Annotated in this window: 19 protein-coding genes; 18 read left to right on the top strand and 1 reads right to left on the bottom strand. The window is 55.8% G+C overall.

Features of this window, described 5'->3' with window-relative positions:
* Positions 1-42 precede the first annotated feature (42 nt).
* Entirely contained in the window at positions 43-1,653 is a 1,611-nt protein-coding gene (locus tag MKY58_RS21590) for an ABC transporter substrate-binding protein (RefSeq protein ID WP_339322042.1), read from the top strand.
* A gap of 69 nt (positions 1,654-1,722) precedes the next feature.
* Here the strand turns inward: MKY58_RS21590 and MKY58_RS21585 are convergent, their stop codons facing one another.
* Entirely contained in the window at positions 1,723-4,020 is a 2,298-nt protein-coding gene (locus MKY58_RS21585; protein ID WP_339322041.1) for a helix-turn-helix domain-containing protein, read from the bottom strand.
* Between the two features lie 281 nt (positions 4,021-4,301).
* Between MKY58_RS21585 and MKY58_RS21580 the strand changes: the two genes are divergently transcribed.
* The 17 genes from MKY58_RS21580 (at position 4,302) to MKY58_RS21500 (ending at position 22,680) form a co-directional block, all read left to right on the top strand.
* A complete protein-coding gene (locus MKY58_RS21580) occupies positions 4,302-5,690 on the top strand; it encodes an alpha-L-fucosidase (protein ID WP_339322040.1) in 1,389 nt (462 codons plus the stop codon).
* A gap of 92 nt (positions 5,691-5,782) precedes the next feature.
* Positions 5,783-7,069: an alpha-L-fucosidase gene (locus tag MKY58_RS21575; RefSeq protein WP_339322039.1), complete on the top strand. Its 1,287-nt coding sequence runs from the start codon at positions 5,783-5,785 to the stop codon at positions 7,067-7,069.
* Between the two features lie 106 nt (positions 7,070-7,175).
* The gene (locus MKY58_RS21570) at positions 7,176-8,495 is read left to right on the top strand and encodes a glycoside hydrolase family 125 protein (RefSeq protein WP_339322038.1); all 1,320 of its coding nucleotides are present in this window, start codon (positions 7,176-7,178) and stop codon (positions 8,493-8,495) included.
* On the top strand, positions 8,492-11,623 hold the full coding sequence (locus MKY58_RS21565; protein WP_339322037.1) for a beta-galactosidase: 3,132 nt from the start codon (positions 8,492-8,494) through the stop codon (positions 11,621-11,623). The genes MKY58_RS21570 and MKY58_RS21565 overlap by 4 nt, the downstream gene beginning before the upstream one ends.
* Positions 11,624-11,642: 19 nt before the next feature.
* The gene (locus MKY58_RS21560; RefSeq protein ID WP_339322036.1) at positions 11,643-12,674 is read left to right on the top strand and encodes a carbohydrate-binding family 9-like protein; all 1,032 of its coding nucleotides are present in this window, start codon (positions 11,643-11,645) and stop codon (positions 12,672-12,674) included.
* Positions 12,671-15,283 (top strand): transglutaminase domain-containing protein, encoded by a 2,613-nt coding sequence (locus MKY58_RS21555; protein WP_339322035.1) that lies wholly within the window; start codon positions 12,671-12,673, stop codon positions 15,281-15,283. The genes MKY58_RS21560 and MKY58_RS21555 overlap by 4 nt, the downstream gene beginning before the upstream one ends.
* A gap of 23 nt (positions 15,284-15,306) precedes the next feature.
* Positions 15,307-16,341 (top strand): glycoside hydrolase family 18 protein, encoded by a 1,035-nt coding sequence (locus MKY58_RS21550; RefSeq protein ID WP_212949207.1) that lies wholly within the window; start codon positions 15,307-15,309, stop codon positions 16,339-16,341.
* A 256-nt stretch (positions 16,342-16,597) separates the two neighbouring features.
* The gene (locus MKY58_RS21545; protein ID WP_156124707.1) at positions 16,598-16,756 is read left to right on the top strand and encodes a hypothetical protein; all 159 of its coding nucleotides are present in this window, start codon (positions 16,598-16,600) and stop codon (positions 16,754-16,756) included.
* A gap of 50 nt (positions 16,757-16,806) precedes the next feature.
* Positions 16,807-17,340 carry a GNAT family N-acetyltransferase gene (locus MKY58_RS21540; protein WP_339322034.1) on the top strand — a complete coding sequence of 178 codons (534 nt, stop codon included), beginning with the start codon at positions 16,807-16,809 and terminating at the stop codon, positions 17,338-17,340.
* Between the two features lie 343 nt (positions 17,341-17,683).
* Positions 17,684-18,184 (top strand): GNAT family N-acetyltransferase, encoded by a 501-nt coding sequence (locus MKY58_RS21535; RefSeq protein WP_339322033.1) that lies wholly within the window; start codon positions 17,684-17,686, stop codon positions 18,182-18,184.
* Positions 18,185-18,210: 26 nt separating this feature from the next.
* Positions 18,211-18,555, top strand: a complete 345-nt coding sequence (locus MKY58_RS21530; RefSeq protein ID WP_339322032.1) for a cupin domain-containing protein — start codon at positions 18,211-18,213, stop codon at positions 18,553-18,555.
* Between the two features lie 21 nt (positions 18,556-18,576).
* Positions 18,577-19,173 (top strand): AAA family ATPase, encoded by a 597-nt coding sequence (locus MKY58_RS21525; RefSeq protein WP_339322031.1) that lies wholly within the window; start codon positions 18,577-18,579, stop codon positions 19,171-19,173.
* 20 nt (positions 19,174-19,193) lie between these two features.
* Positions 19,194-20,441 carry an aminopeptidase gene (locus MKY58_RS21520; RefSeq protein ID WP_339322030.1) on the top strand — a complete coding sequence of 416 codons (1,248 nt, stop codon included), beginning with the start codon at positions 19,194-19,196 and terminating at the stop codon, positions 20,439-20,441.
* A 64-nt stretch (positions 20,442-20,505) separates the two neighbouring features.
* The gene (locus MKY58_RS21515; protein WP_339322029.1) at positions 20,506-21,378 is read left to right on the top strand and encodes a GNAT family N-acetyltransferase; all 873 of its coding nucleotides are present in this window, start codon (positions 20,506-20,508) and stop codon (positions 21,376-21,378) included.
* Positions 21,269-21,829, top strand: coding sequence for an AAA family ATPase (locus MKY58_RS21510; RefSeq protein WP_339322028.1), 561 nt, complete (start codon positions 21,269-21,271; stop codon positions 21,827-21,829). Before MKY58_RS21515 ends, MKY58_RS21510 begins: the two co-directional genes overlap by 110 nt.
* 25 nt (positions 21,830-21,854) lie before the next feature.
* Positions 21,855-22,472 carry a cyclase family protein gene (locus MKY58_RS21505; RefSeq protein WP_339322027.1) on the top strand — a complete coding sequence of 206 codons (618 nt, stop codon included), beginning with the start codon at positions 21,855-21,857 and terminating at the stop codon, positions 22,470-22,472.
* A gap of 25 nt (positions 22,473-22,497) precedes the next feature.
* Entirely contained in the window at positions 22,498-22,680 is a 183-nt protein-coding gene (locus tag MKY58_RS21500) for a hypothetical protein (protein WP_339322026.1), read from the top strand.
* Positions 22,681-22,683 lie beyond the last annotated feature (3 nt).

Raw genomic sequence — 22,683 nt, 5'->3', positions numbered from 1 at the left:
GGGATTTTGCCATCCCGAATACAACAAAGGGGAGTTATACAGATGAAAAACATTCGCAAGGCTTCATCCATTTTACTTTGCCTTACCCTTTCCGCGTCCTTGCTTGCAGCATGCGGCTCGTCGAAAGGCAGCGAAGGCGCATCCTCTTCGGCGCAGACTCAGGCTGAAGGCGTGAAAAAAGACGGCTTTCCGATCGTGGACAAGCAGCTGACGCTGACCATGATGTCGCAGGACGCCGGCGTGGCGGACTGGAACCAAATGCCCGTGCTTAAAGAAATGGAAAAACTGACGAACATTAAATTCAACTACCAGCTTTCGCCGATCGACAGCTTCGCCACGAAGAAAAACCTCGTGTTCGCGAGCGGCGACTTGCCGGACGTATTCTACGGCGCGGACCTTAAGCCTGCCGAGCAGGTCACTTACGGAACGCAAGGCGTGCTGATTCCTCTGGAACAATACATCGACGGAGGTTACGCGCCGAACATCAAAAAAATCTTTGACGAGCATCCGGATATCCGCAAATCGTTTACGACGCCGGACGGACATATCTATGCGCTGCCGAACGTCGACTTGTCCGCCGTATGGTACCGGAGCCCGATGTGGTATAACGGCAAATTCCTGAAAGCGCTCAACGTAAAGGAACTGCCTAAAACGACGGAAGAATTGTACGCGTATTTGAAACGCGTGAAGGAAGAAGATCCGAACGGCAACGGCAAGAAGGACGAAATTCCGCTGACTTCCGTAAAGCTGGACGATTTGCGCATGTATTTCCTCGGCTTCTTCGGCATCTATGACGAAGTGATTTACGCGGATAAAGACGGCAAGGTGCATTACACGCCGCAAGAGGAAGGCTACAAAGGTTACCTGACGTTCATGAACCGTTTGTGGAAGGAAGACCTTCTCGACCACGAAACGTTCTCGCAAACGCCTGAACAGAAAAAGGCGAAGGGGCAAAACAACCAGCTTGGCGTATTTAACGACTACTTCCCTTACTTTACGCTCGGCGGCGAACCAAGCAGCGACAACCCGCTTATGACGCCGGTGAAGAGCGAAATCCCGGATTCTCCGGTATACGGCAAACACCCGGGCATCTCGGCCAACGGCACGTTCGCGATCACGAGCAAAAACCCTGCTCCGGAAGCGACGATGCGCTGGATCGACTACCAATACGGCTATGACGGCGCAACGTTGTTCGCCCAAGGCCCTGAAAACCTGCTGTGGAAATACAAAAACAAAGAAACGCATGAAAAAGAATGGCTTCCGGTTCCGGGAGGAAAAGACCGCGAGGAATTCCGCGGCACGATGACGCCGAACTACGGTATCCTGACGCCGGGCATGAACTCCGCCGAACTGACCAAAGGTCTGAAGAGCGACTTCGACAAGTGGATCGACAAGGAAAATGCAGAGAAGCTTGTACCGATCAGCAAAACGCCGTTCCCTAACGTGTACTTGACGAATGAAGAGCAAAGCGAAGCAACGGCACTGCTCTCCGACCTCAATACGTACGTTCAGCAAATGGAAGCGAAGTTCGTGACCGGACAAGAGCCGCTTTCCAATTGGGACAAATACGTGGCTCAGCTGAAAAAGATGGGCGCAGACCGTATCGTAGAGCTTTACCAAGGCGCGTACGACCGCTGGAATTCCGGGAAATAATCGATTAGCAGCACAAAAAAATGAAGCCAACATGTCCCGGTCTCGACGACCGGATGTTGGCTTTCATCATTATTCGCCGTCCAAATCGGACTCGGATGCGGCTTGGCCGTCCGGCGAAAACATTTTGCGGTATTGGCCCGGCGTATAACCGGTTTCCTTTTTGAATTTGCGGATAAAATTCGGCGTGTCCAGATAACCGACCCGAAGGATGATGTCCTTCAGCGGATCGCTTGTCGTTTTCAGCTGATGCATGACCTCTTCCATTCTTTTTTGCCAGATATACTGGATGAAGTTCAGCCCCATCTTTTCCTTGAACGAGCGGCTGACATGGGATGGCGAAATGCTGAACTCGAAAGCGACGGTCTCCAGGCTGAGCGTATTGTCCGCGTAATGCTCGTCGATGTAAGCAACGATCTGATCGATGATCGACTGTTCTTCCTGCTGCGTATTCTGCTCGACCTGGGCGCATATTTGCGCGCAAAGCTTCAGCAGGCTGCGTTCCAGCTCGTCCAGGGAGTTGCCGTAAATCATGTTCGGCGCGACTTCCTGAAGCATGCCGTGATGGCCGAGCTCCGACGCGGTTTTCAAAATGCTGTTCAGCAGGTCGAAGCAAACGCAGCGGATCAGCAGCGCGGAATGTTCGGACGTATGCAGGTTCTGGATGGCCGAATGAACGATCTGGGCTGCCACATCGTAGCTTCCCTGCTTCAAACTTTGCGAAAGCTTGAGCAGCGTGTTGTTCGGGATCCAAAATTCCTGGTCCTGCGTTTGGGACAGCTTTTCGAAATAGGTGACCGAGCCGTAATCGTTGGATACGCGGAGCTCAAACGCCGAGCATGCCTCGATAAACGATTGGTTCAGCTGATCCGGGCTCGGGTAGCACGTACCGACGCCGATCATCGGAATCGTATCGAAGGTTTCGAGAATGTTGCTGCGTACCGCTTCGACGATTTGCCGGATATGGGAAAATTCGTCCTGGCCGCCGAGATTGAAGCTGATGATCAGGCCAAACTGGTTCAGCTGAGACAGCTCCACGCCGTATCCATGGGCATTCAGCTCCGGAATTTCGATCTGGGCGAGCAGCTCGATCATGTCCTGGCGCTCCTGCTTTTCGGTTTCGCTCATGTTGTCTTCGTCCCAGCCGATGACCATCACGAAATGATGGGTGCGGTCGAACCGGAGATCAAAGGCTTCCTGAAGTTCGGGCGTCAGGCTCTGGGCGCTGCCGTACTTGAGCAGCATGGACAGAAAATGGTTGCGGGCGAAAGGCTCCTGCAAATCGACGCGCGAGCTGTATTCCTGCAGCGCCGTCCGGATTCGGTCCAGCTCGTTGCCCGAGGCGGAAGCCCCATCCGGGCGTTTGGCGCCGGCTTTGGAAGCCGCGAACTCGACAAGCATGGATATCGGCTGGTATTGCATGCGGGCGAGCACGACGGCGATGGCTGCGCCGACCAGCACCACGATGATAAACAGCATGATGATAAAGCTGCGAACATGCAAAACGCTGCTGAAAAATTGGGCGCTCGGCATGATCGTCACGTAGCTCCAGCCGTTGCTTGCCGACTTGACGGAGACGATCGAATGAGCTTGTCCGTTGATGTTCCGGTCCTCGATGCCGGGCGACAAATTATCGAAAAGCGCTTGCGCGTCTTTTTCGGTCAAAGCTTCCCCCTGGCGGTTGTCGACCATGATATGTCCCTCGTTATCGAGGATGTACGTTTGGCCTTGGTAGCTTCCCAGAATCGAGTCGATCAGGCTGCTGAGCTCGGACTCCTTGATCAAATACATGACCGTCCCGTGGGGGGAGGAGCTTCCCGGCGTGATCGGAATCAAATAGGCAAGCATCGTTTCCTGGACGCCGGAAGAGTTCGTTACGATGTCCGCCGGTCGCATGATCGGATACGTAGCTTCGTTCAAGTCCCGGTAAAGCGTATCTTTGCTCCAGTTTTTGAAGCGAATGTTTTTCGCGAAGACGTCAAAATTGTTGAGGCCTTTGCTGGAGTAAATTTTATCGTCTTGATGGAAATACAGGTACATTTCGCCGATGATCGAGCTGGTGGACTTATACTGGTCCAGCGCTTGAATCGACTCCCAGCTGGAGACCGGATCATGGACCTGGTAACGTGCCAGCCGTTTGTCGTAGGAGATGCGGGTCGCGATTTCGCTGAGCTCCTTCATCCTTCCGTCGATGATGACCTTCGCTTGCGTCAATTGGGCAAGGCGGGACTGTTCGATTTCGGAACGGAGATTCGTGACGGCGTTTTCATAAATGAAAATCGTCATGCAGACGAGAGGAATCAGCAGGATAAACAAATAGGACCAAATATATTTCAAAAACAGCCTGGATTTAAAGTAGTTTCGTTTCAACAATTCTGCCTCCTGTGTCAGCTGATAATCTTCAGGTACCTATCCATGATACCAACAAATCGGCGGTTTGGACATAGAGGGGCGGAAAGTTTCGAAATGCGTCCTCGGAAGAAAAAGCGGGCAAATCAAGTTTTTCGGGTTGGCGAATGAAGGAATCGGCGCCGCTTCGAAGAAGTTATCTCTCAAAGATAGCGTTTTCATAAATCCGGCGGCAAGGCCGGAAACCGCGTGACATCCGTTTTTGCAAGGAAACCAAACCAATCGTGATATGGAGGATGACCATGAGTGAAAAGGAGCATTTGATCGAGGAAGAAGAATCCGTCGTCGTGCAAGGGGTGCACAACTACAGCAGCGAGGAGCAGTGGGTCAAACCCGAAGATCCGCTTCTTCTGGAGCGGCTCGAATGGTTCAAGGACCAGAAGCTCGGGCTGATGATGCACTGGGGGCCGTATTCCCAGCTGGGCCTGGTCGAGTCCTGGGCGCTAAGCGACGTGGACGAAGAATGGTCGCGCAACGAGATCGACTGGGATATCGACGCGGAGGAGCTGAAGCGGCAGTATTTCGATCTGAACAAAACGTTTAACCCGCTTCGTTTTCAGCCGGACCTTTGGGCGGACCTTGCGGCGGACAACGGTTTTAAATATTTGAACTTTACGACCAAGCACCATGACGGATTTTGTATGTGGGATACCCGTACCACCGATTACCGTATTACCGGTCCGGATTGCCCTTTCCATACGCATAAATACGCCGACATCACGAAACAGCTTTTTAATGCGTTCCGGGCGAGAGGCCTCGGCATTTCCGCCTATTTCTCCAAAGCCGATTGGCATTCGCCGTATTATTGGGCGCCGGGCATGCGGCCGGGAACGACGACGTCGCGCGGTCCGACCTATGATCCGAAGGAATATCCATGGCTGTGGGAGCAATTCGTGCAATTCACCCACGAGCAGATCATGGAGCTGATGACGAACTACGGCCGCATCGACGTGCTGTGGCTGGACGCCGGATGGGTTAACGACTACCGTGACCAGAACATCCGCCTCGGCGAAGTGGTGGACAAGGCGCGCCAAATCCAGCCATGGCTGCTTTCGGCGGACCGCACGGTCGGCGGGCCTTACGAAAACCTGATTACGCCGGAGCAAACGCTGCCTGAGCGCGCGCTTCACGTGCCGTGGGAAAGCTGCATCACAATGGGATCGGCGTTCTCGTTCCGATACGAGGATAACTATAAGTCGGTGCGCCAGCTGATTCATCTGCTCGTCGAAATCGTGGCCAAAGGCGGCAACCTGGCGCTGAACGTCGGACCGCAGCCGGACGGAAGAATCTCCAGAACGGCGATTTCTCGCATCCAGGGCATGGGAGCCTGGCTGAAGGTTCATGGCGAAGGCATCTACGGAACAAGAGTTTGCGAGCCATATTCGGTGGGCAACGTGCAGTTTACGCAAAAAGACGGCAAAATCTATGCCTTCTACCTGTACAAGGACGAAAACGAAAACGTTCCGGAAGAAATTCATCTGCCGCTGCAGAAGGAGTTCAGCCGGATCGACCTGATCGGCGGGCCGGAAGGGCTCGAGTACCGCAAGACGGACACCGGCATCGCCGTGCGCCTTCCGGCGAAAGAGCGCGAAGCCAAAGCGCCGATCGCGCATGCGTTCCGGATTCAATAACGCAGAATATCGCAAGTTTGACATAACCGTATGAGGTATTAGGCTCAGCATGGATAGAGCCGACCATTTGATCTGAAAGGTGCTGAACATATATGCAACAATGGTTTGAAGACGCAAAGCTGGGCATTTTTATTCACTACGGGATTTATGCAGTGGACGGCGTCGCCGAATCCTGGTCTTTTTACAACGGGAGAATGTCTTACGAGCAATACATGAAGCAGTTGGACGGCTTTACCGCCTCCAAATTCGACGCGGACAAATGGGCCGACCTGATCGAAAAATCCGGCGCCAAATACGCGGTGCTGACGACCAAACACCATGACGGCGTAGCGTTGTTCGACACGCAGTACAGCGATCTGAGCGTCATGAAGAAAACCCCTGCCAAGCGGGATATCATCAAGGAGTACGCCGAAGCGGTTACGAAAAGGGGAATCCGGCTCGGCATGTACTACTCGCTTATCGACTGGTCGCATCCGGATTATCCGAGCGTCTACGAAGGCGGCAAAGTGCCGGACGATTTGAGCACGGTCAACCGGTTTTCGAGCCCGCCGGACGGGGTGCAGGACGAAGAAAGATGGCAAAAGTTTTTGCAGTTCAACAACGACCAGCTGAAAGAAGTTTTGACGAATTACGGCAAGGTCGACCTGCTGTGGTTCGACGGGGACTGGGAACGGAGCGCCGAACAGTGGAATTTGCCGGAGTTCAAGCATTACCTGAAATCGTTCAACCCGGACCTGATCATCAATTCGAGGCTTCAAGGGCACGGAGACTACAAAACGCCGGAGCAGGGCTTGCCGATCACGAGACCTGAAGGGCCGTGGGAATTCTGCACGACGATCAACTCGTCGTGGGGGTACGTGCCGACGGACAATCATTATAAATCGCTGAACCAGATCATCCGCATGTTCTGCGACTGCATTTCGATGGGCGGCAACATGCTGCTTGACATCGGGCCGCGCGAAGACGGAACGATCGACGAACGCCAGGAAGAGATCCTGCTCGGACTGGGCGACTGGATCCGTACGCATGCCGAGGCGGTGTACGGCACGCAGGAAGGCATCATGACGCGTTATTACCTTGGCGGCAGCACGCTGTCCAAAGACAAAAAGACGTTGTATCTCTTCGTCTACGACGATCCGAAAGAAAGCATATGCTTGAAGGGATTGTGCAACCCGATCAAAAAGATCACCGTGCTGCATTCCGGTAAAGAGCTGACGCACGAAATCCACGGCGGCGTGCCTTGGTTCAACATTCCGGGAACGACCTGGATTCCTTTGACGGCCGAAGACACGCATGAGCACGTAACCGTGCTGAAGTTGGAATTCGACGAGGAAGTGGAAATGTACGGCGGTTCCGGAGCGGTCGTTACGCATAACTAAAGAGCCTGGCTTGGGGCCGGCAGCCGGATGAAAGGCTTTCGAAAAGGTCCGGGTGCCGCTCCCCTGCATTTTTGGACCAATCATCAATTATTTAAAGGAGATTCAAATGGAGCAATTCAGATTACCGAAAATCCAAATGACCAGCTTCGAGCTTCCGAAAGCCGTGCAGGACGTCCTGAGCGAAGCGGAGGAAAAGCTTAGCAATCGCCCGAAGCTGCTGAAGCTGTTCAAAAACTGCTTCCCGAACACGCTGGAGACGACGACCAAGCTGATGGACGACGGCACGACCTTCGTCATTACGGGAGATATCCCGGCCATGTGGCTGCGCGATTCGGTGGAGCAGGTCATGCATTACGTGCCGCTGGCGAAAGACGACGAGGATCTGCAGCGCATTTTGTCCGGCTTGATCAAGCGCCATATCCGGTATATTCTGATTGACCCTTACGCGAACGCGTTTAACGAGTCGGCGAACGATTGGCACTGGAACACGGCCGATCAGACCGAAATGTCCCCATGGGTGTGGGAACGCAAGTTTGAGATCGATTCGCTTTGCTTCTCCATGCGCCTTGCTTATGCTTACTGGAAGGAAACCGGGCTCACCGATATTTTCGACGCCGGCTTCAAATTGGCGATGCGCGTGATTTATGACTTGTTTAAGACGGAGCAGCGCCATTTCGAGCGATCTCCGTACCGCTTCATGAGAAATGACGGCATCCGCCAGGATACGCTGGCCAACGGCGGGCTCGGCATGCCGGTCAATTATACGGGCATGGTTTGGTCCGGCTTCCGTTCCAGCGACGACGCCTGCGATTTCCATTACAACATTCCGGGCAACATGTTTGCCGTCGTCGCCCTTCGCCATATGCAGGAGTTTGCGGAATGGGTGTTCCGCGACACCGATTTCCTGAATGAGCTGAAGCTGCTCGAGCAGGACATCGATCACGGCATTCGATTGTACGGCATTTACAGGCACCCGGAATTCGGGCCGATCTATGCGTACGAAACGGACGGATACGGCAATTACTGCCTGATGGACGACGCGGGCACGCCTGGCCTTCTGTCCATTCCGTATCTCGGATACGTGTCGGCGGACGACCCGGTGTATCAGAATACGAGACGTTTCGCCCTGTCGAAGGCGAACCCGTTCTACTTCGAAGGCAAAGCGGCTAAGGGCATCGGCAGCCCGCACACGCCGGACGGCTTCGTATGGCATATGGCCCTGTCGATGCAGGGCATCACGGCTACGACGAAAGAAGAGAAGCTGGCGATGATCGAGATGCTGGAGGCGACCGATGCGGACACGGGCTACATGCACGAAGGTTTCCATGCGGACGATCCGGCGAATTTCACGAGAAAGTGGTTTGCATGGTCCAACAGCCTGTTCTCCAAACTCGTGCATCAAGCGATGAAAGAAGGGATTCTATGAGCCGGAACGTCATCGTATTTTACGACTCGGCATTTCCGGGCAGCCCCGGGCTTGACGATCGGGCCGTCAAGGCCTTGCGGCAGATCGGCACGGTCGTCGGCGCGGCGGATTTGGCCGGAGCTCTCGGCTCCAGCCGGGACGGCTGTTTCGTCAATCTGCACGCGCCGTATTTTCCAAAAGCGGCCTGGCCGGAGATTCACGCCTTCCTGCGGCGCGGCGGGGGGCTTATCAGCATTGGCGGAGCGCCTTTCAAAGTCCCAGTTCGCTGCGAAGAAGGAGGCTGGACGCCTGAAGCCGAACAAACCGCCTACCATCGCGAGCTGTTCATCCACGAAACGCTGCGCGTGAACGCAGGGCCCGTGCAGTCTTTTGCTGCGTCCAGTCAGATTCCGCTGTTGGCCGGCCGGGAGGCGCTTTTCGAGATTCGGGATACGTGGAATCTGGTGCCGCATACGACCCGAAACAGCGATTTTCCGCATGAAATGGGTTCGGCCGGAACGATGAGCACGCAGGTCTACCCGCTCCTGAAAGGGATCAGCGGCGAAGGACGGGAAGCGGCCGCTCCCGTCGTCTTATGGGAACATTCCCGCGGCGACTTTGCGGGTTCCAGATGGCTGTTCGTCAATCTGCCGTTATCGAAGGCGTTTTGGGAACAGGGCGGCGTCGATGCGTTAGCGGAATGGAGCGCCTTCTGCGCGAAACCGGTGACGGAGCTTGCGATCAAAACCAATTATGCCGCTTACGAGCCGGGCGAACAGGCGGTGCTGATGCTGCAGATGCAGCGGATCGCGAAATCGAATGAGGCGGAGGTTTCGGATCAGCGCTGGACGTTCGAAATCACCGTGGAGCAGGATGAAGGCGACCAGTTTTGGGTGCAGCGTTTCGGCGCCGAAGTGACGAAATCGCTGGATTTCGTCCGCATTCCGGTGCCGCTGGACATCCAAAGCGGGCTTTACCGCGTCGTATGCCGGGCGACCTCCGAAGACGGGGAGACGCGCGTGCTCCGTCACGGCTTCTGGGGGAACGATCCGGAGCTCCTTGCGAAGGGAAGCCCGGTCAGCTGCGGCCGCGACTATTTCGTGAAGGACGGACGGCCGCTGCCGATCGTCGGCATGACTTACATGGCCTCCGACGTGGCCCGCAAATTTCTGTTTCTGCCGAACGCGGATGTTTGGGACCGGGATATGGCGCAGATGGCCCAGGCCGGGATCAACTGGATCCGGACGGGGCTTTGGACCGCTTACCGCAACGTGATGCAGGTGGACGGGCATGCGTCGGAAGAGGTGCTTCGGGCGATCGACGCGTTTATTCTCACCGCCAAAAAACATGATCTGCAGTTGACGTTCACTTTCTTCTCTTTTACGCCGGAAACTTGGGAAGGCACGAACCCTTATCTCGACCCGCAAAGCGTGGAAGCGCAAAAGCGGTTCATTCGTTCCATCGTGCATCGCCACCGGGCGACGAGCAACGTCGATTGGGATTTGATCAACGAACCTTCGATGTTCGATCCGAAACGGATTTTCGCATCGGGACCGAGATCCTGCGGCGACCGGTTCGAGCGGGCGGCTTTCTCGGCCTGGCTCGAGGAACGCCACGGACGGATCGAGCTTCTGCAGGAGCGCTGGAACATGACGCCGGAGCAGCTGCCGAGCTTTCAGGCGGCGGCGATTCCCGGGCCGCAGGAAATCAACTTCGACGTGCAGGACATGATCTTGGAGAAAAAAGGCACGCGGTGGCTCGACTACTGCTTGTTCTCCATGGACATGCACAATCGGTGGGCCAAGCAGTTATACGAAGAAATCAAACATTTGAGTCCGGATCAGCTCGTCACGGTCGGGCAGGATGAAGCGTTAGGCGCGCAGCGTCCTTCGCCGTTTTTCTACCAGGAGGCGGTCGACTATACGACGGTCCATTCGTGGTGGCTCAACGACGACCTGGTCTGGGACGGCGTATTCGCGAAAACGGCGGACAAGCCGAACGTCATTCAGGAAACCGGCATCATGTACGTCGAAACGCCGGAAGGACGGGCCAAACGAACCGAGGAGGAGCTGCGGAGCATCCTGGAGCGCAAATACGCTTATGCCTTCGCGACCGGAGGAGCCGGGGCGATCCATTGGATCTGGAATACGAATTTTTACATGGACAATGCCAACGAGTCGCATATCGGCGCGCTCCGGGCGGACGGGACGGAAAAGCCGGAAACCGACGTCTCGTACGGGTTCGGCAAGTTTATGGGCGAAATCCGGGACCTGTTCCAGGAACGCGAACTGGAGGAAGTGGCCGTTATTTTTCCTTACTCGAACGATTTCTCCAACCGCAAGCTGGCGTACGAGGCGACGACGCGCCTGACGCGCGTGTTCTCCTACCAACTGAACATGCCGATTCGCGGCGTATCGGAATATCATCTCGAGCCGCTGGAACAGGATCCGGCGAAGCTGATCCTGCTGCCTAGCGCCCATAATTTCGACGATGCCGCTTGGGATCGCCTGCTCGGCATCGTGGAGCGGACGGGAGCGACCCTGCTTGTGACGGGGCCGATCAGCATCGACGCCTACTGGCGTAAAACGGAGCGGCTGGCCGATTTGCTTGGGGAAGGACGGCTTTGCAATGTCCGCCGCGAAGAGCTGCTGAACGTGGACGGACATGAAATTCCGTTATCTTACGGCAAACGCCGGATTGCGGAAGTGAGCAAGGAGGCCCGGAGCGGCGGAACGGCTGAAGCGGCCGATGCCCCGGCCGCGGGCGACGCGGTCCGGAATATCCGGTTAGGCAACGGGCGGTTGATCTGGTGTCCGCTTCCGATCGAATTAAACGACAGAACGGATTCGATGGCGGCGCTGTACCGGTACGCCCTTGACGAAGCAGGCTGCCAAAGCGGCCTTGAATGGATCCGGGGCGATGTACCCGGCGTATACGGCCGGAAGCTGAAATTCAGGGACGGGTATCTGTACGTTTTCGTATCGGAATATGCCTGGGATACGAACATTGAAGTGAAGGATGCCGACACGGGCGTGGCCTACGCATTCGGACTGGAACGGGAACGATCCGTCCTGTTCGCGGCGGACGGCGAAGGGCGGATCATTTCGGTTTATCGCCCGCACGAGGTTGAAATCCACATCAAATCATGAATTGCCGGAGGGAAGCGACATGAACTTAAGCGGAGTGCCTGAACCGAAGATCGAATACGCTCCGAAGCATTATATTTGCCGCCGGGCGGCCGGGCCGCTCGAACTGGACGGAAGGCTCGACAAGCCGTTTTGGGAAACCGCGGCCTGGACGGAGGAATTCGTCGACATCGAAGGCGACCTGCGTCCGAAGCCGGCGAAAGCGACCCGAGTCAAAATGCTCTGGGACGACGAATATTTTTATTTCGGGGCGGAGCTGATCGAGGATCAGATTTGGGCGACGCTCACGGAACGCGAATCGGTCATTTTTTATGACAACGATTTTGAAATTTTCATCGATCCGGACGGGGATACGCATCAATATTACGAGTTCGAGATCAACGCGCTGAATACGGTGTGGGATCTGATGCTCGTGCAGCCATACCGCGACGGTGGACCTCCGGTGAACGGCTGGGATATCAGAGGTTTGAAAACGGCCGTCCATATCGACGGGGAACTGAACAATCCCGAAGCGGACAACCGGAAGTGGAGCGTCGAAGTAGCGATTCCTTGGAACATCTTGAAGGAATGCGCGCCCGCAGGCCGTATGCCGGTCAAAGGCGAATTTTGGCGCGTCAATTTCTCCCGCGTCGAGTGGCAGGCCGAGGTTCGGAACGGAAAATACGAAAAGGTGATCAATCCCGAGACGGGCAAGCCTTATCTGGAAGACAACTGGGTATGGTCGCCGATGGGCATCATCAACATGCATTACCCGGAGCTTTGGGGATATGTGGTGTTTGCCGATGCCGACGGGCCCGATTCGTTCGAGCTGCCGCGGGATGAACGCATCAAGTGGGAGCTGCGCAAGCTGTATTACCGCCAGCGCAATCATTTCGAGGCACGCGGCGAATTCGCGAAGGAGATGGAGCATCTGAAGGGCGATGATGCCTGGAGCATCGAACCGGTCATCGAGACGACGCGGAGCCTGTTCCAGATCACGGCCCCTTCGGCGGACGGAACGGCGGTATATTGCATCCGGCAGGACGGAAAGTTGTGGAAGGAGGAACGGAAATGACGATGCAGACCTCTGCTTTTTCGCTGGATCAGGCGGCGATCGGGCTGATTGAACGCAAGTTCGGCGAGAAACGCCGGATGGCCGCGGCAAGGGAACAGGAATTGTTTGGCATTTTTCAGGAAGAACTGACGGAAGAAGAGACTTGGGCGCTTAAGTACTTGTACGCGTATATGCCGGTCAACGACATGGCCGACTACGACGGTGCGCTGTTTTTGAGCCATGTGCGCACGACGCTTGCGATCCGCAAGGAAATGCCCTGGGGGGAGCGCGTGCCGGATCATCTGTTCCTGCATTTCGTCCTGCCGTACCGGGTCAATACCGAAAATATCGAGGATTCCCGCGGCATTCTGCACGAAGCTTTGGCGGAACGCACGAAATCCTTGTCCATGGCGGATGCCATCCTGGAAACGAACTACTGGTGCCATGAAAAGGCGACTTATATCGGCAGCGATCTCCGTACGATTTCGCCGCTGACGATGATCCGCAACGCCCGCGGCCGCTGCGGCGAGGAATCGACGCTGGCGGTTGCCGCGCTGCGCAGCATCGGCATCCCGGCGCGCCAGGTATACACGCCGCGCTGGGCGCATTGCGACGACAACCATGCTTGGGTCGAGGCTTGGGCCGACGGGAAATGGTATTATTTCGGCGCCTGCGAACCGGAAGCCCGGCTGAACCAAGGCTGGTTCAGTCCGCCGGCCCGGCGCGCAATGCTGATCAACACGCGGATTTACGCGGATTATCCGGGTCCGGAAGACATCACGCTTGCCGACGAATGGTTTACGGAAATCAACCTGCTGGAAAACTATGCGCCGACGCGGACGATCACGGTCGCCGTCAAGGATCGCCAAGGGAAGGCGGTCAGCGGGGCACAGGTGCACTTCGAGCTGTACAATATGGCCGAGTTTTATCCGATCGCCACGATTCCGACGAATGAACTTGGAGAGGCTTCGTTCAAGACGGGATACGGCGATCTGCTCATTCGCGCCGTCCGGGACGGCGCGTGGGGCGAACGCAAAGTGACCGTGGCCGAAAGCGACCGGATCGAACTGGTTTTGGATCAGGCGGAGCAGCCTTCCGGAACGTTGGATCTCGACATGGTTCCGCCGCCGGAGCGCGAAGGAGACGAAGCGGAAGCTTTATCCGAAGAGAGCATCCAAAGGCATAACCGCCGCCTGGAAGAAGGCACGAAGATCCGGACCAATTACGAAGCCACGTTCCTGACCGAAGCGGATGCGACGGAACTTGCCGCGGAATTCGGGCTGCCGGCAGACCGGGTGTGGGACGTGCTGCGCAAGGCTCGCGGCAACGACCGCGAAATCGCCGCTTTTCTCCGCGAGCGTTCGGGGGAATACGGCGAGTGGCCGCTGCGGCTGCTGGAAAGCTTGAACGAAAAGGATCTGGTGGATACGTTCCGTCCTTCGCTTGACGATCATCTGATCGGCGGGCTGGCGCAGCGCGGGGAACTCGACGAAACGACGTTCGTTTCATACGTGCTTTGTCCGCGCGTGCTGTACGAAATGATCGTGCCGTATAAGCGCTTTTTCCAAGAGACGTTTGCGGTCGATGCCGCGGCGATCCAAGCCGATCCTTCGGTGCTTGTCCGCAAGCTGGAAGACGGATACGCTGTGTGGGAAGACCTTCAAAACCTGAAGGGCAAAGGCAATCCGGTCGGCACGTACAAGCTGATGCACGGGGATGACGTATCGCTCGACATTTTGTTCGTCGCCGTATGCCGGAGCCTGGGCATCCCGGCCCGCCTGCATCCAAGCGAGCTGAAGCCGCAATATCTCGAAGGCGGCACATGGAAAGACGCCATGTTTGCCGCGCATGCGCCGCAGGAAGAGGAAACGAAGGCATGGGGGTCGCTGCGCCTGCTGCGCGATCCGGAGGCTGCGCCGGAAACGGCCGAAGCTTCATATTACGAAAATTTCACGTTCGCCCGTCTGGAGAACGGCAGGTACAAGACGCTGGTCTATCCGTACGGCAAAAAAGACGTATATGACGAGCCGTTCGAGGTGGAGCCGGGCTTTTACCGGCTGACTTCGGGCGTACGGCTGAAGGACGGCACGGTGCAAGCGCGTTTCGCCTATTTCAAGGTCACGGCAGGGGAAACGACCGACGTTGTTCTGACGTACCGCCAAGCGCAGCATGACATTCCGGTGCTCGGAAAGATCGACCGGACCAGCGCGTTGACAACGCTGGAGGGAACCGATGCAACGCTTGGCGAGCTGATCGGCGGCTCCGGGGCCATCGTCGCCTGGATCGAGCCGGAGCGCGAGCCGACGAAACATCTGTTCCGCGAAATCGGCGAACTGGCGGAGCCGTATGCGAAGCTTGGCGCACCGATCGTGCTTATTATCGGCAATGCCGAGTGGACCGCTTCGTTTGATCCGGCGGCTTACCCGAACCTGCCGTCCGGCACGGTGTTCGTCCGGGATGCCTCCTACGCGGCGCTGCCGGATTTCATTGCCCAGTCCCCTGCCCGGGATGCAGGCTACCCGCATTTGTTCGTGCTGGATGCAGTGGATCAAATTCGCTATACGGCATCGGGTTATAAAATCGGAACCGGCAAGGAAGCGCTGCAGGTTTTGTCCGGCGTATGGCAGTAAACTACGAATCGGAGTGAAATCGAATGACCGAGAAAAAATATATCGTCGCGGGTTACGCCGTCGACGCCAAGCTTCCTGACATGACGCGGGAAGACCTCATGAAATTGACCCATCTCAACGTGGCTTTCGGCCATGTCGTGGACGGCCGGATTTCGACGGCCCATCTGAAAAACGCGGCCGTGTTGCGGAAGATCAAGGACGAGCATCCGGAGCTGAACATCGTTTTGTCCGTCGGCGGCTGGAGCGCCGGAGGTTTCTCCGAAGCGGCTTCGACCGAAGCGGGAAGACAAAGCATGGCGGAGTCGGCGGTTCAAGCCATCGTGGACCATCCGTTCGACGGGATCGACCTGGATTGGGAATATCCGTGTTACGGGGAAGCCGAAATCGCGTCCAGCCCGGACGACAAAAGGAATTTTACGCTGCTGCTCCAGACGATCCGCGAGGCGCTGGACCGCAAAGGCGCGGAAGACGGACGCCATTACCTGCTGACCATTGCGGCGGGCGCGGACCAATATTACGTGGACGGCACCGAAATGGACGAGGTGCAGAAATATCTCGATTTCGTTCAGTTGATGACCTATGATATGCGCGGCGGATTTCAGGTGCTGACCGGTCACCACACGAACCTGTACACGCCGACGGGAGATTTGTTCCGCATCAGCACGGACGCCTCCGTGAAGATGTTTATGCGCGCAGGCGTGCCGAAGGAGAAAATCGTCATCGGGGCCGCTTTTTACTCCCGCGTCTGGCATCAAGTGCCGGACCGCAACAACGGGCTGCACCAAATGGCCGGCACGACCGGCGGGTACGGACCGGATTTCGGGACGCTCACGAGAGAATATATCAACAAAAACGGCTACACCCGTTATTGGGACGAAGAGGCGCGCGCGCCGTACTTGTTCAACGGTTCGAGTCTCATTTCCTATGACGACGAGGAGTCGATCGGGCATAAATGCGGCTATGTCAAAGACAACGGCCTGGCAGGCATCATGTTCTGGGAATACGGCTGCGACGACACCCATCAATTGCTTGACGCGATGCATCGCGGACTGAAGTAACTGATGTTTTGAAACCTGCTGTCATTTGATCCATATCATCAAGTTAAAAAAGGCTGAAGGCTTGCGGCATCGTCGGGTGTGCAGCCCTCGGCCTTTTTTATCATGGCGGGCTCTCTGAAAGAGGTTGGCCGATCCTCCATCTCCAGTCCACCGGGCCATATCTTTCATGATGCAATTTTAAAGGGATTTTTGTCGGCATATGGAAGTGATTAAGGCGGTTCACAGCATATACATGATGGCGAAGGAGGGAAACGGCATGCAGAAAGCATTTATCCTCTACTTTTGGACGGAAAAACGGAATAACCTCGACGAGCTGAACCGGCTGCTGTCCGAAGGGTGGAAGGTACACAGCCAAAAACCGATGGGCACGGGCCAGACTACCGGAGCGTATTCGCTTGTCATTTTGGAAAAATAAGCGGCTAACCATGGGACTGCCCACATGCAAAGCCGATATGAGGTGATCGAATGAGTGACGTTATTACGATAAAGCCGTTAACCGATCCGTCGGAGGCGGAGATGCTGAATCAGGAGTTTACCCGCTACGGCTGGTACCGGCAGGGGGATTATTTCGAGCGCTGCCTGCAGGAGAACCGGGAAGGGAAGCGGGTTACGCTGATGGCTTTTTGCGGAGAGGAATTGGCCGGATGCTGCCATCTCATTTATCAGTCCAAATATCCGTATTTTCAGGAACGGCGCATTCCGGAGATTAACGACTTGAACGTATTCCCGGAATTCCGGCGCAAAGGCATCGCCAGCCGTATGTTTGACGAGTTCGAGCGCATCGCGGCAAGGGAGTATTCCCGAATCGGCCTTGGCGTCGGCTTGTACGAGGATTACGGAAACGCACAGCGGATGTATACGAAACGCGGGTACGTATTGGACGGGCAGGGTTTGACCTATAAAAACGTAAAGGTGAAGCCGGGCGAAAGCGTCATGGTCGATGACGACCTGGTTTTATATTTGATCAAAGAGCTTGATGGAGTGCCAAAGAAATCGTGAGGATCATGCGGCAGGAAATATTCGGCGAAGCCATCGAATAAATGGCCAACGACGAAAAAGCGACGGCACGCGGCCCGGCAAAACGTTCGAACCCTAACGTACAGGGAACGGGCGTTTTTTTTTGCTCGCCAGCCTTTGTATTTTATATGTGCAAGGGCCGTTTAGGCAGCCATGTGGCCATCAAAGAATCGCGGGACGGCCATCGGGCTCAGGTTTTCACTTTATGGGGAAGAAGAGTAGGCGTTTTTCTGCTTCGTTTAAGGCTATTTTTATCCCAAGGCATTTGTTATGATCGTGTAAGGCCTCGAAAAAGGAAAAACAAGCCAAAAAAGGAGGGGCGGCGATGAATTACACGATCAGACCCATTGCGGAGCGGGATGTCCCTTTCATGTGGGATATGCTGTATGAATCGCTTTATGTCCCGGAAGGCGGAAAACCGTTCGGAAGGGAGATTCTGCAGGACCCGGCGATCGCCAAATACGCGGAGCATTGGGGGCGTCCGGGCGACATCGGATGGATCGCCGTCACGGATGACGGACAGCCGATGGGGACGATCACGGCGCGTTTGTTTGACGAAAGCAACCGGGGATATGGTTATGTCGGCCCGGACGTGCCGGAGCTCGGCATGGCGATTTCGCGATCTTATCGGGGGCAGGGCATCGGGACGGCGCTCATGAAGGCGCTTTTCGATGAACTCCGGAAAAGAGGGATTTCCCGGGTATCGCTCAGCGTTGACCCCAATAACGAGGCGGCGGTCAAGCTTTATCGGCGTTTCGGTTTTACGGACGTAGGCGTCGTGGATACGTCGATCACCATGGTGGCCGACGTGAAGCGCGGGAATTAATTTGCGCAGCAAAGGGAGCGGATAGCGTGAACATATATCACTTCGGCAGCGAAAAAGGAAAAACCATCAACGCATACGGCAGCCGGCATCTTGTTATGACCCGCATTTTAAGCAGTTCGGGCGAATTGCAGACGGGATGCATGCATCTTGGTCCCGGCGGCGTCGTGGGGTACCATCAAGCGACGATGCCGCAGTTATTTCTGGTTGTGAGCGGCGAAGGCGTCGTCAGAGGGAGCGAAAACGAGGAGATGCCCATTCAGGCCGGCAGTGCCGCTTATTGGGAAGCGGGCGAATGGCATGAGACGCAAACGGAGCAGGGACTGACCGCCATCGTCATTGAAGGGGAATCGTTGAAGTTATATTTGGAATAGCGATGGATGAGGTGAACAAGATTGATCATTTGGGTAAACGGCGCGTTCGGCGCGGGAAAGACGCAAACGGCGCATGAGCTTCACCGGCGGATTCCGAATTCGTACATCTATGATCCGGAGAACGCGGGCTATTTTATACGCAAAAACGTCCCCAAACCCATGGCCAAAAGCGATTTTCAGGACCACAAGGCGTGGCGCGACACGAACTATGGCATGATCAAATACATCCACGAGGAATACGACGGAACGCTGATCATTCCGATGACGATCGTGAATCCGGAATATTTTGACGACATTGTCGGCAGATTGAGGCGGGACGGGATCGCCGTTCATCATTTTGCGCTTTGCGCCGGCAGGGAGACGCTGCTGAAAAGGCTGCGGAGCCGCGGAGAAAACGGCCGTTCCTGGGCCGCCCGGCAGATCGACCGCTGCATCGAAGGGCTTTCCCTTCCCGCATTCGAACGGCAGCTGCAGACGGACGACATGACGATTTCCGAAGTGGCGGAGACCATTGCGGCAGCGGTCAACATTCCGTTGCTGCCCGATCCGCGCGGCAACTTGCGCAAGAAATACGACAGGATCATGACGCAAATCAAGCATATCCGCTTTTTGAATTAAACCATGGAAGAGGGATGGATTTGAAAACATTCGAACAAAAACTTGAGGACTACGCCAGGCTGCTGATTCAGGTAGGCGTGAACCTGCGGGCCGGGCAGGTCCTGTACATCGAATCGCCGATCGAAACGATCGAATTCACGCGCCTCGTCGTTAAGCAAGCCTATCGTGCCGGAGCCAGGTATGTCCAGGTTGCATGGCAGGACGAGGTATCAACGCGGCTGCGTTTTGATGAAGCGGAGGAGGCTACCTTCGACTATTATCCGACATGGGTCGCTTCCTCGATGGAACAGCTAGCCGAATCCGGCGGTGCCGTTCTTCTGCTGGATGGAGAGGATCCGAATCTGTACGACGGGGTGGATCCGGCAAAGCTTTCCGCTTCCCGCAGAGCTGCCGCCGCAGCCCGGCAAACCTATCTGGGGTATGTGCGGAGCAACTATTTGAACTGGTGCATCGTCAATGTGCCGACCCGGGCCTGGGCGGATGCGGCGTATCCGGAATTGCTGAGCGAAAGCCGGGTGTCGGCATTATGGGAAGCGATCTTTTCCATGAGCCGCATTGGAGAGGTTGATCCGGTCAAGGCCTGGCGGGAGCATATGGAGGCCCTTAAACGGAGGGCGGATCTCCTGAACGCCAAGCGTTACCGCAGACTTCATTACCAAGCCCCCGGGACGGACCTGACGGTGGAACTTCATCCGGATCATATTTGGGCAGGCGGCGGACAGCTCACGCAGGCGGGTTTTCCGTTTGTGGCGAACATGCCGACGGAAGAGGTGTACACCATGCCGCTGCGGACCGGAACCAACGGCGTAGTGGCCGGCACCAAACCGTTTTTGCTGAACGGACAGATCGTGGATCGCTTCAGCTTGACCTTCAAGGAAGGCCGGGTCACGGATTTCGCCGCCGAAGCCGGCTATGAAACGCTGAAACGTTTCCTGGAATCGGATGAAGGGGCCCGGTATCTCGGCGAAGTGGCGCTGGTTCCTTACGATTCCCCGATCTCGAATACCGGCAGGCTGTTTTACAACATCGGCATCGACGAAAATGCCTCTTGCCATTTTGCCTTAGGAAACGCGTATCCGACCAATATGACCAACGGTACGGGTTACTCGAAAGAAGAACTGCTCCTCAGCGGCGCAAACGTCAGCCCGTTTCACGAGGATTTTATGATCGGGTCGCCTGAACTCCGAATCGACGCCGAACTGGAGGACGGGACGATGGAGGCGCTGTTCCGGAACGGAAACTGGGCTGCGGACGTTGACCCAAAATAATGCTTGAGCAGGTTTGCCATCCTGTTGTATGATGCTACCAATTACTTTGAAAGGGGTGGCCCCGTTGCAACTGCAGATCGAAGAATACTCGCTTAATGCCTGGCCCGCGCTGCAAACGCTGGTCTATGACGGATGGCTGCTCCGCTTTGCCGACGGGTATACGAAACGGTCCAATTCCGTGAACGCGCTGTACAACCGGGACGAAGAACGCCTTGAACGGAAAATCGCCAAATGCGAGGAGTTGTACGCTAAGGCGGGGCTGCCGGCCGTGTTTAAAGTCACGTCGTTTGGTCCTCCTTCATTGGACCGGGCGCTTGAATCCGGAGGATATACGCTTGTCGACCCTTCCTGCAACATGTTCTTGGAGGATCTGGACGGATCGGCAAAACCGCTTCTCACGGACGCCGAAGTGTTCGCAGCGCCGACTTCCGCATGGCTGGAGACCTTGGCAAGACTGAATCCCAAGCTGTCGGAGCATGATCTTGCCGTCACCGCGAAAATGCTGTCCGGTACGGTGCTGCAAACCGGATGTTTTACGCTGTATGAAGGGGCCGTTCCCGTTGCCTGCGGCATCGGCGTCATCGAGGACCATATGGTCGGTTTGTTTGATATCGTCACGTCCGAGCAGCACCGGAACCGGGGATACGGCGAGCAGCTGATCCGGAACATGTTGAGATGGGCAAAAGAAAACGGGGCAACGCAAAGCTACCTTCAGGTTCTTCGGCATAATCCGCCCGCCCACAGGTTGTACGAAAAGCTCGGTTACCGCCTAAATCTATTCCTATTGGTACCGGGTAAAAAGATTAAAGTAAAGGAGGTGCGCACGCATGAAGTTGGTCATTATATTCGGGCCGCAGGCCGTCGGAAAAATGACGGTGGGGCAGGAGCTCGCCAAAATCACGGATTTAAAGCTGTTCCACAACCATATGACGATTGACCTCGTTTCCAACTTTTTCAGCTACGGATCGGCTCCCGGGAAACGGCTGGTCGGGCTGTTCCGCCAGGAAATTTTCGAGGAGGTGGCCAAAAGCGATTTGGCCGGGCTGATTTTTACGTTTGTATGGGCATTTGATTTGCCGAGCGATTGGGATTACATCAAGCACATCAGCGGTATTTTCGAAGAGCAGGGCGGTACGGTCTATTACGTCGAGCTGGAAGCGGATGTAAACGAGCGTCTTGCCCGGAACAAAAGCCCTCACCGATTGGCCCACAAACCGACCAAACGCGATCTGGAATTCTCCGAGCGGGACCTGCTGGATTCGATGGAGAATTATCGGCTGAACTCACTGGAAGGAGAAATCACGCACTCCCATTATCTGCGGATCAACAATACCCGTCTCGGTCCGGAAACCGTCGCTCGGATGATCAAGGAGAAATTCGGTTGGTAACGGGAGCGGAAGGAGCTTACGTCCAATGAAATACATCGAGTTGTCCCGTCTCATCCAAGACGGTTTGCCGGGGTACCCCGGAGACACGGTAACGGAACTCAAGCCGCACAAAACGCTGCAGCGGGACCATTATAACAACCATCAACTGAACATCAACATGCATGCCGGAACCCATATCGACGGCCCGATGCATTTGACCGACCGGCGGGTCTATCTCAGCGAATATTCTCCCGATAAGTTCATTGGAGAGGGTTGTTTGCTGAACGTGCGCGGCGAGCGCGAAATCGGGTATCAACCGGCGTACGAAGAACGCATCAAGGAACACGGGATCGTGCTGCTGCATACGGGACACGGCAAGCGGTACGGACACAGCGATTATTTTACCGATTATCCGGTGCTCACCCTGGGGCTGGCCGAGTTGTTCGTGCGCAAAAACGTGAAGCTGGTCGGCCTGGATACCCCGTCGCCGGACAAATTTCCGTTTGAAGTACATAAGTATTTGTTTGAGCACGACATTTTGCTGATCGAAAATTTGACGAATTTGGATGGGATGGAAGGGGCCGGTTCGTTCGAAGTCATCGCGATGCCGCTCTACATTCAGGCCGACTCTTCCATCGCCAGGGTTGTGGCAAGGGTTAAATAACTTTTTTCCAGGGGAGTGGCTGGAGATGAGAAAAGGTTTTTTCTATGATGAGCGCAAGGCCGAAACGAATATGTGGGTATATTTGAAATTATGGGCGTACCGGCTGCTCGTGAAGATCAACCCGGATCGGCCGCAATACCGGCGCATGCTGGAGGACATCCAAAAACGGATTCAAGAATCGCGGCATTTGCGGGTGAACGGGACGTAAAAA

The sequence above is a fragment of the Paenibacillus sp. FSL W8-0194 genome, assembly GCF_037969745.1.
Taxonomy (GTDB): domain Bacteria; phylum Bacillota; class Bacilli; order Paenibacillales; family Paenibacillaceae; genus Paenibacillus_AQ; species Paenibacillus_AQ cookii.
This window is presented reverse-complemented; position numbering and strand designations above follow the sequence as displayed.

Excerpts from the sequence above, each read along its gene's own strand:
- MKY58_RS21500 (WP_339322026.1), top strand. The coding sequence starts at position 22,498 with ATGAGAAAAGGTTTTTTCTATGATGAGCGCAAGGCCGAAACGAATATG.
- MKY58_RS21570 (WP_339322038.1), top strand. The coding sequence starts at position 7,176 with ATGGAGCAATTCAGATTACCGAAAATCCAAATGACCAGCTTCGAGCTT.
- MKY58_RS21550 (WP_212949207.1), top strand. The coding sequence starts at position 15,307 with ATGACCGAGAAAAAATATATCGTCGCGGGTTACGCCGTCGACGCCAAG.
- MKY58_RS21575 (WP_339322039.1), top strand. The coding sequence starts at position 5,783 with ATGCAACAATGGTTTGAAGACGCAAAGCTGGGCATTTTTATTCACTAC.
- MKY58_RS21505 (WP_339322027.1), top strand. The coding sequence starts at position 21,855 with ATGAAATACATCGAGTTGTCCCGTCTCATCCAAGACGGTTTGCCGGGG.
- MKY58_RS21565 (WP_339322037.1), top strand. The coding sequence starts at position 8,492 with ATGAGCCGGAACGTCATCGTATTTTACGACTCGGCATTTCCGGGCAGC.
- MKY58_RS21590 (WP_339322042.1), top strand. The coding sequence starts at position 43 with ATGAAAAACATTCGCAAGGCTTCATCCATTTTACTTTGCCTTACCCTT.
- MKY58_RS21560 (WP_339322036.1), top strand. The coding sequence starts at position 11,643 with ATGAACTTAAGCGGAGTGCCTGAACCGAAGATCGAATACGCTCCGAAG.
- MKY58_RS21555 (WP_339322035.1), top strand. The coding sequence starts at position 12,671 with ATGACGATGCAGACCTCTGCTTTTTCGCTGGATCAGGCGGCGATCGGG.
- MKY58_RS21580 (WP_339322040.1), top strand. The coding sequence starts at position 4,302 with ATGAGTGAAAAGGAGCATTTGATCGAGGAAGAAGAATCCGTCGTCGTG.
- MKY58_RS21535 (WP_339322033.1), top strand. The coding sequence starts at position 17,684 with ATGAATTACACGATCAGACCCATTGCGGAGCGGGATGTCCCTTTCATG.
- MKY58_RS21545 (WP_156124707.1), top strand. The coding sequence starts at position 16,598 with ATGCAGAAAGCATTTATCCTCTACTTTTGGACGGAAAAACGGAATAAC.
- MKY58_RS21510 (WP_339322028.1), top strand. The coding sequence starts at position 21,269 with ATGAAGTTGGTCATTATATTCGGGCCGCAGGCCGTCGGAAAAATGACG.
- MKY58_RS21540 (WP_339322034.1), top strand. The coding sequence starts at position 16,807 with ATGAGTGACGTTATTACGATAAAGCCGTTAACCGATCCGTCGGAGGCG.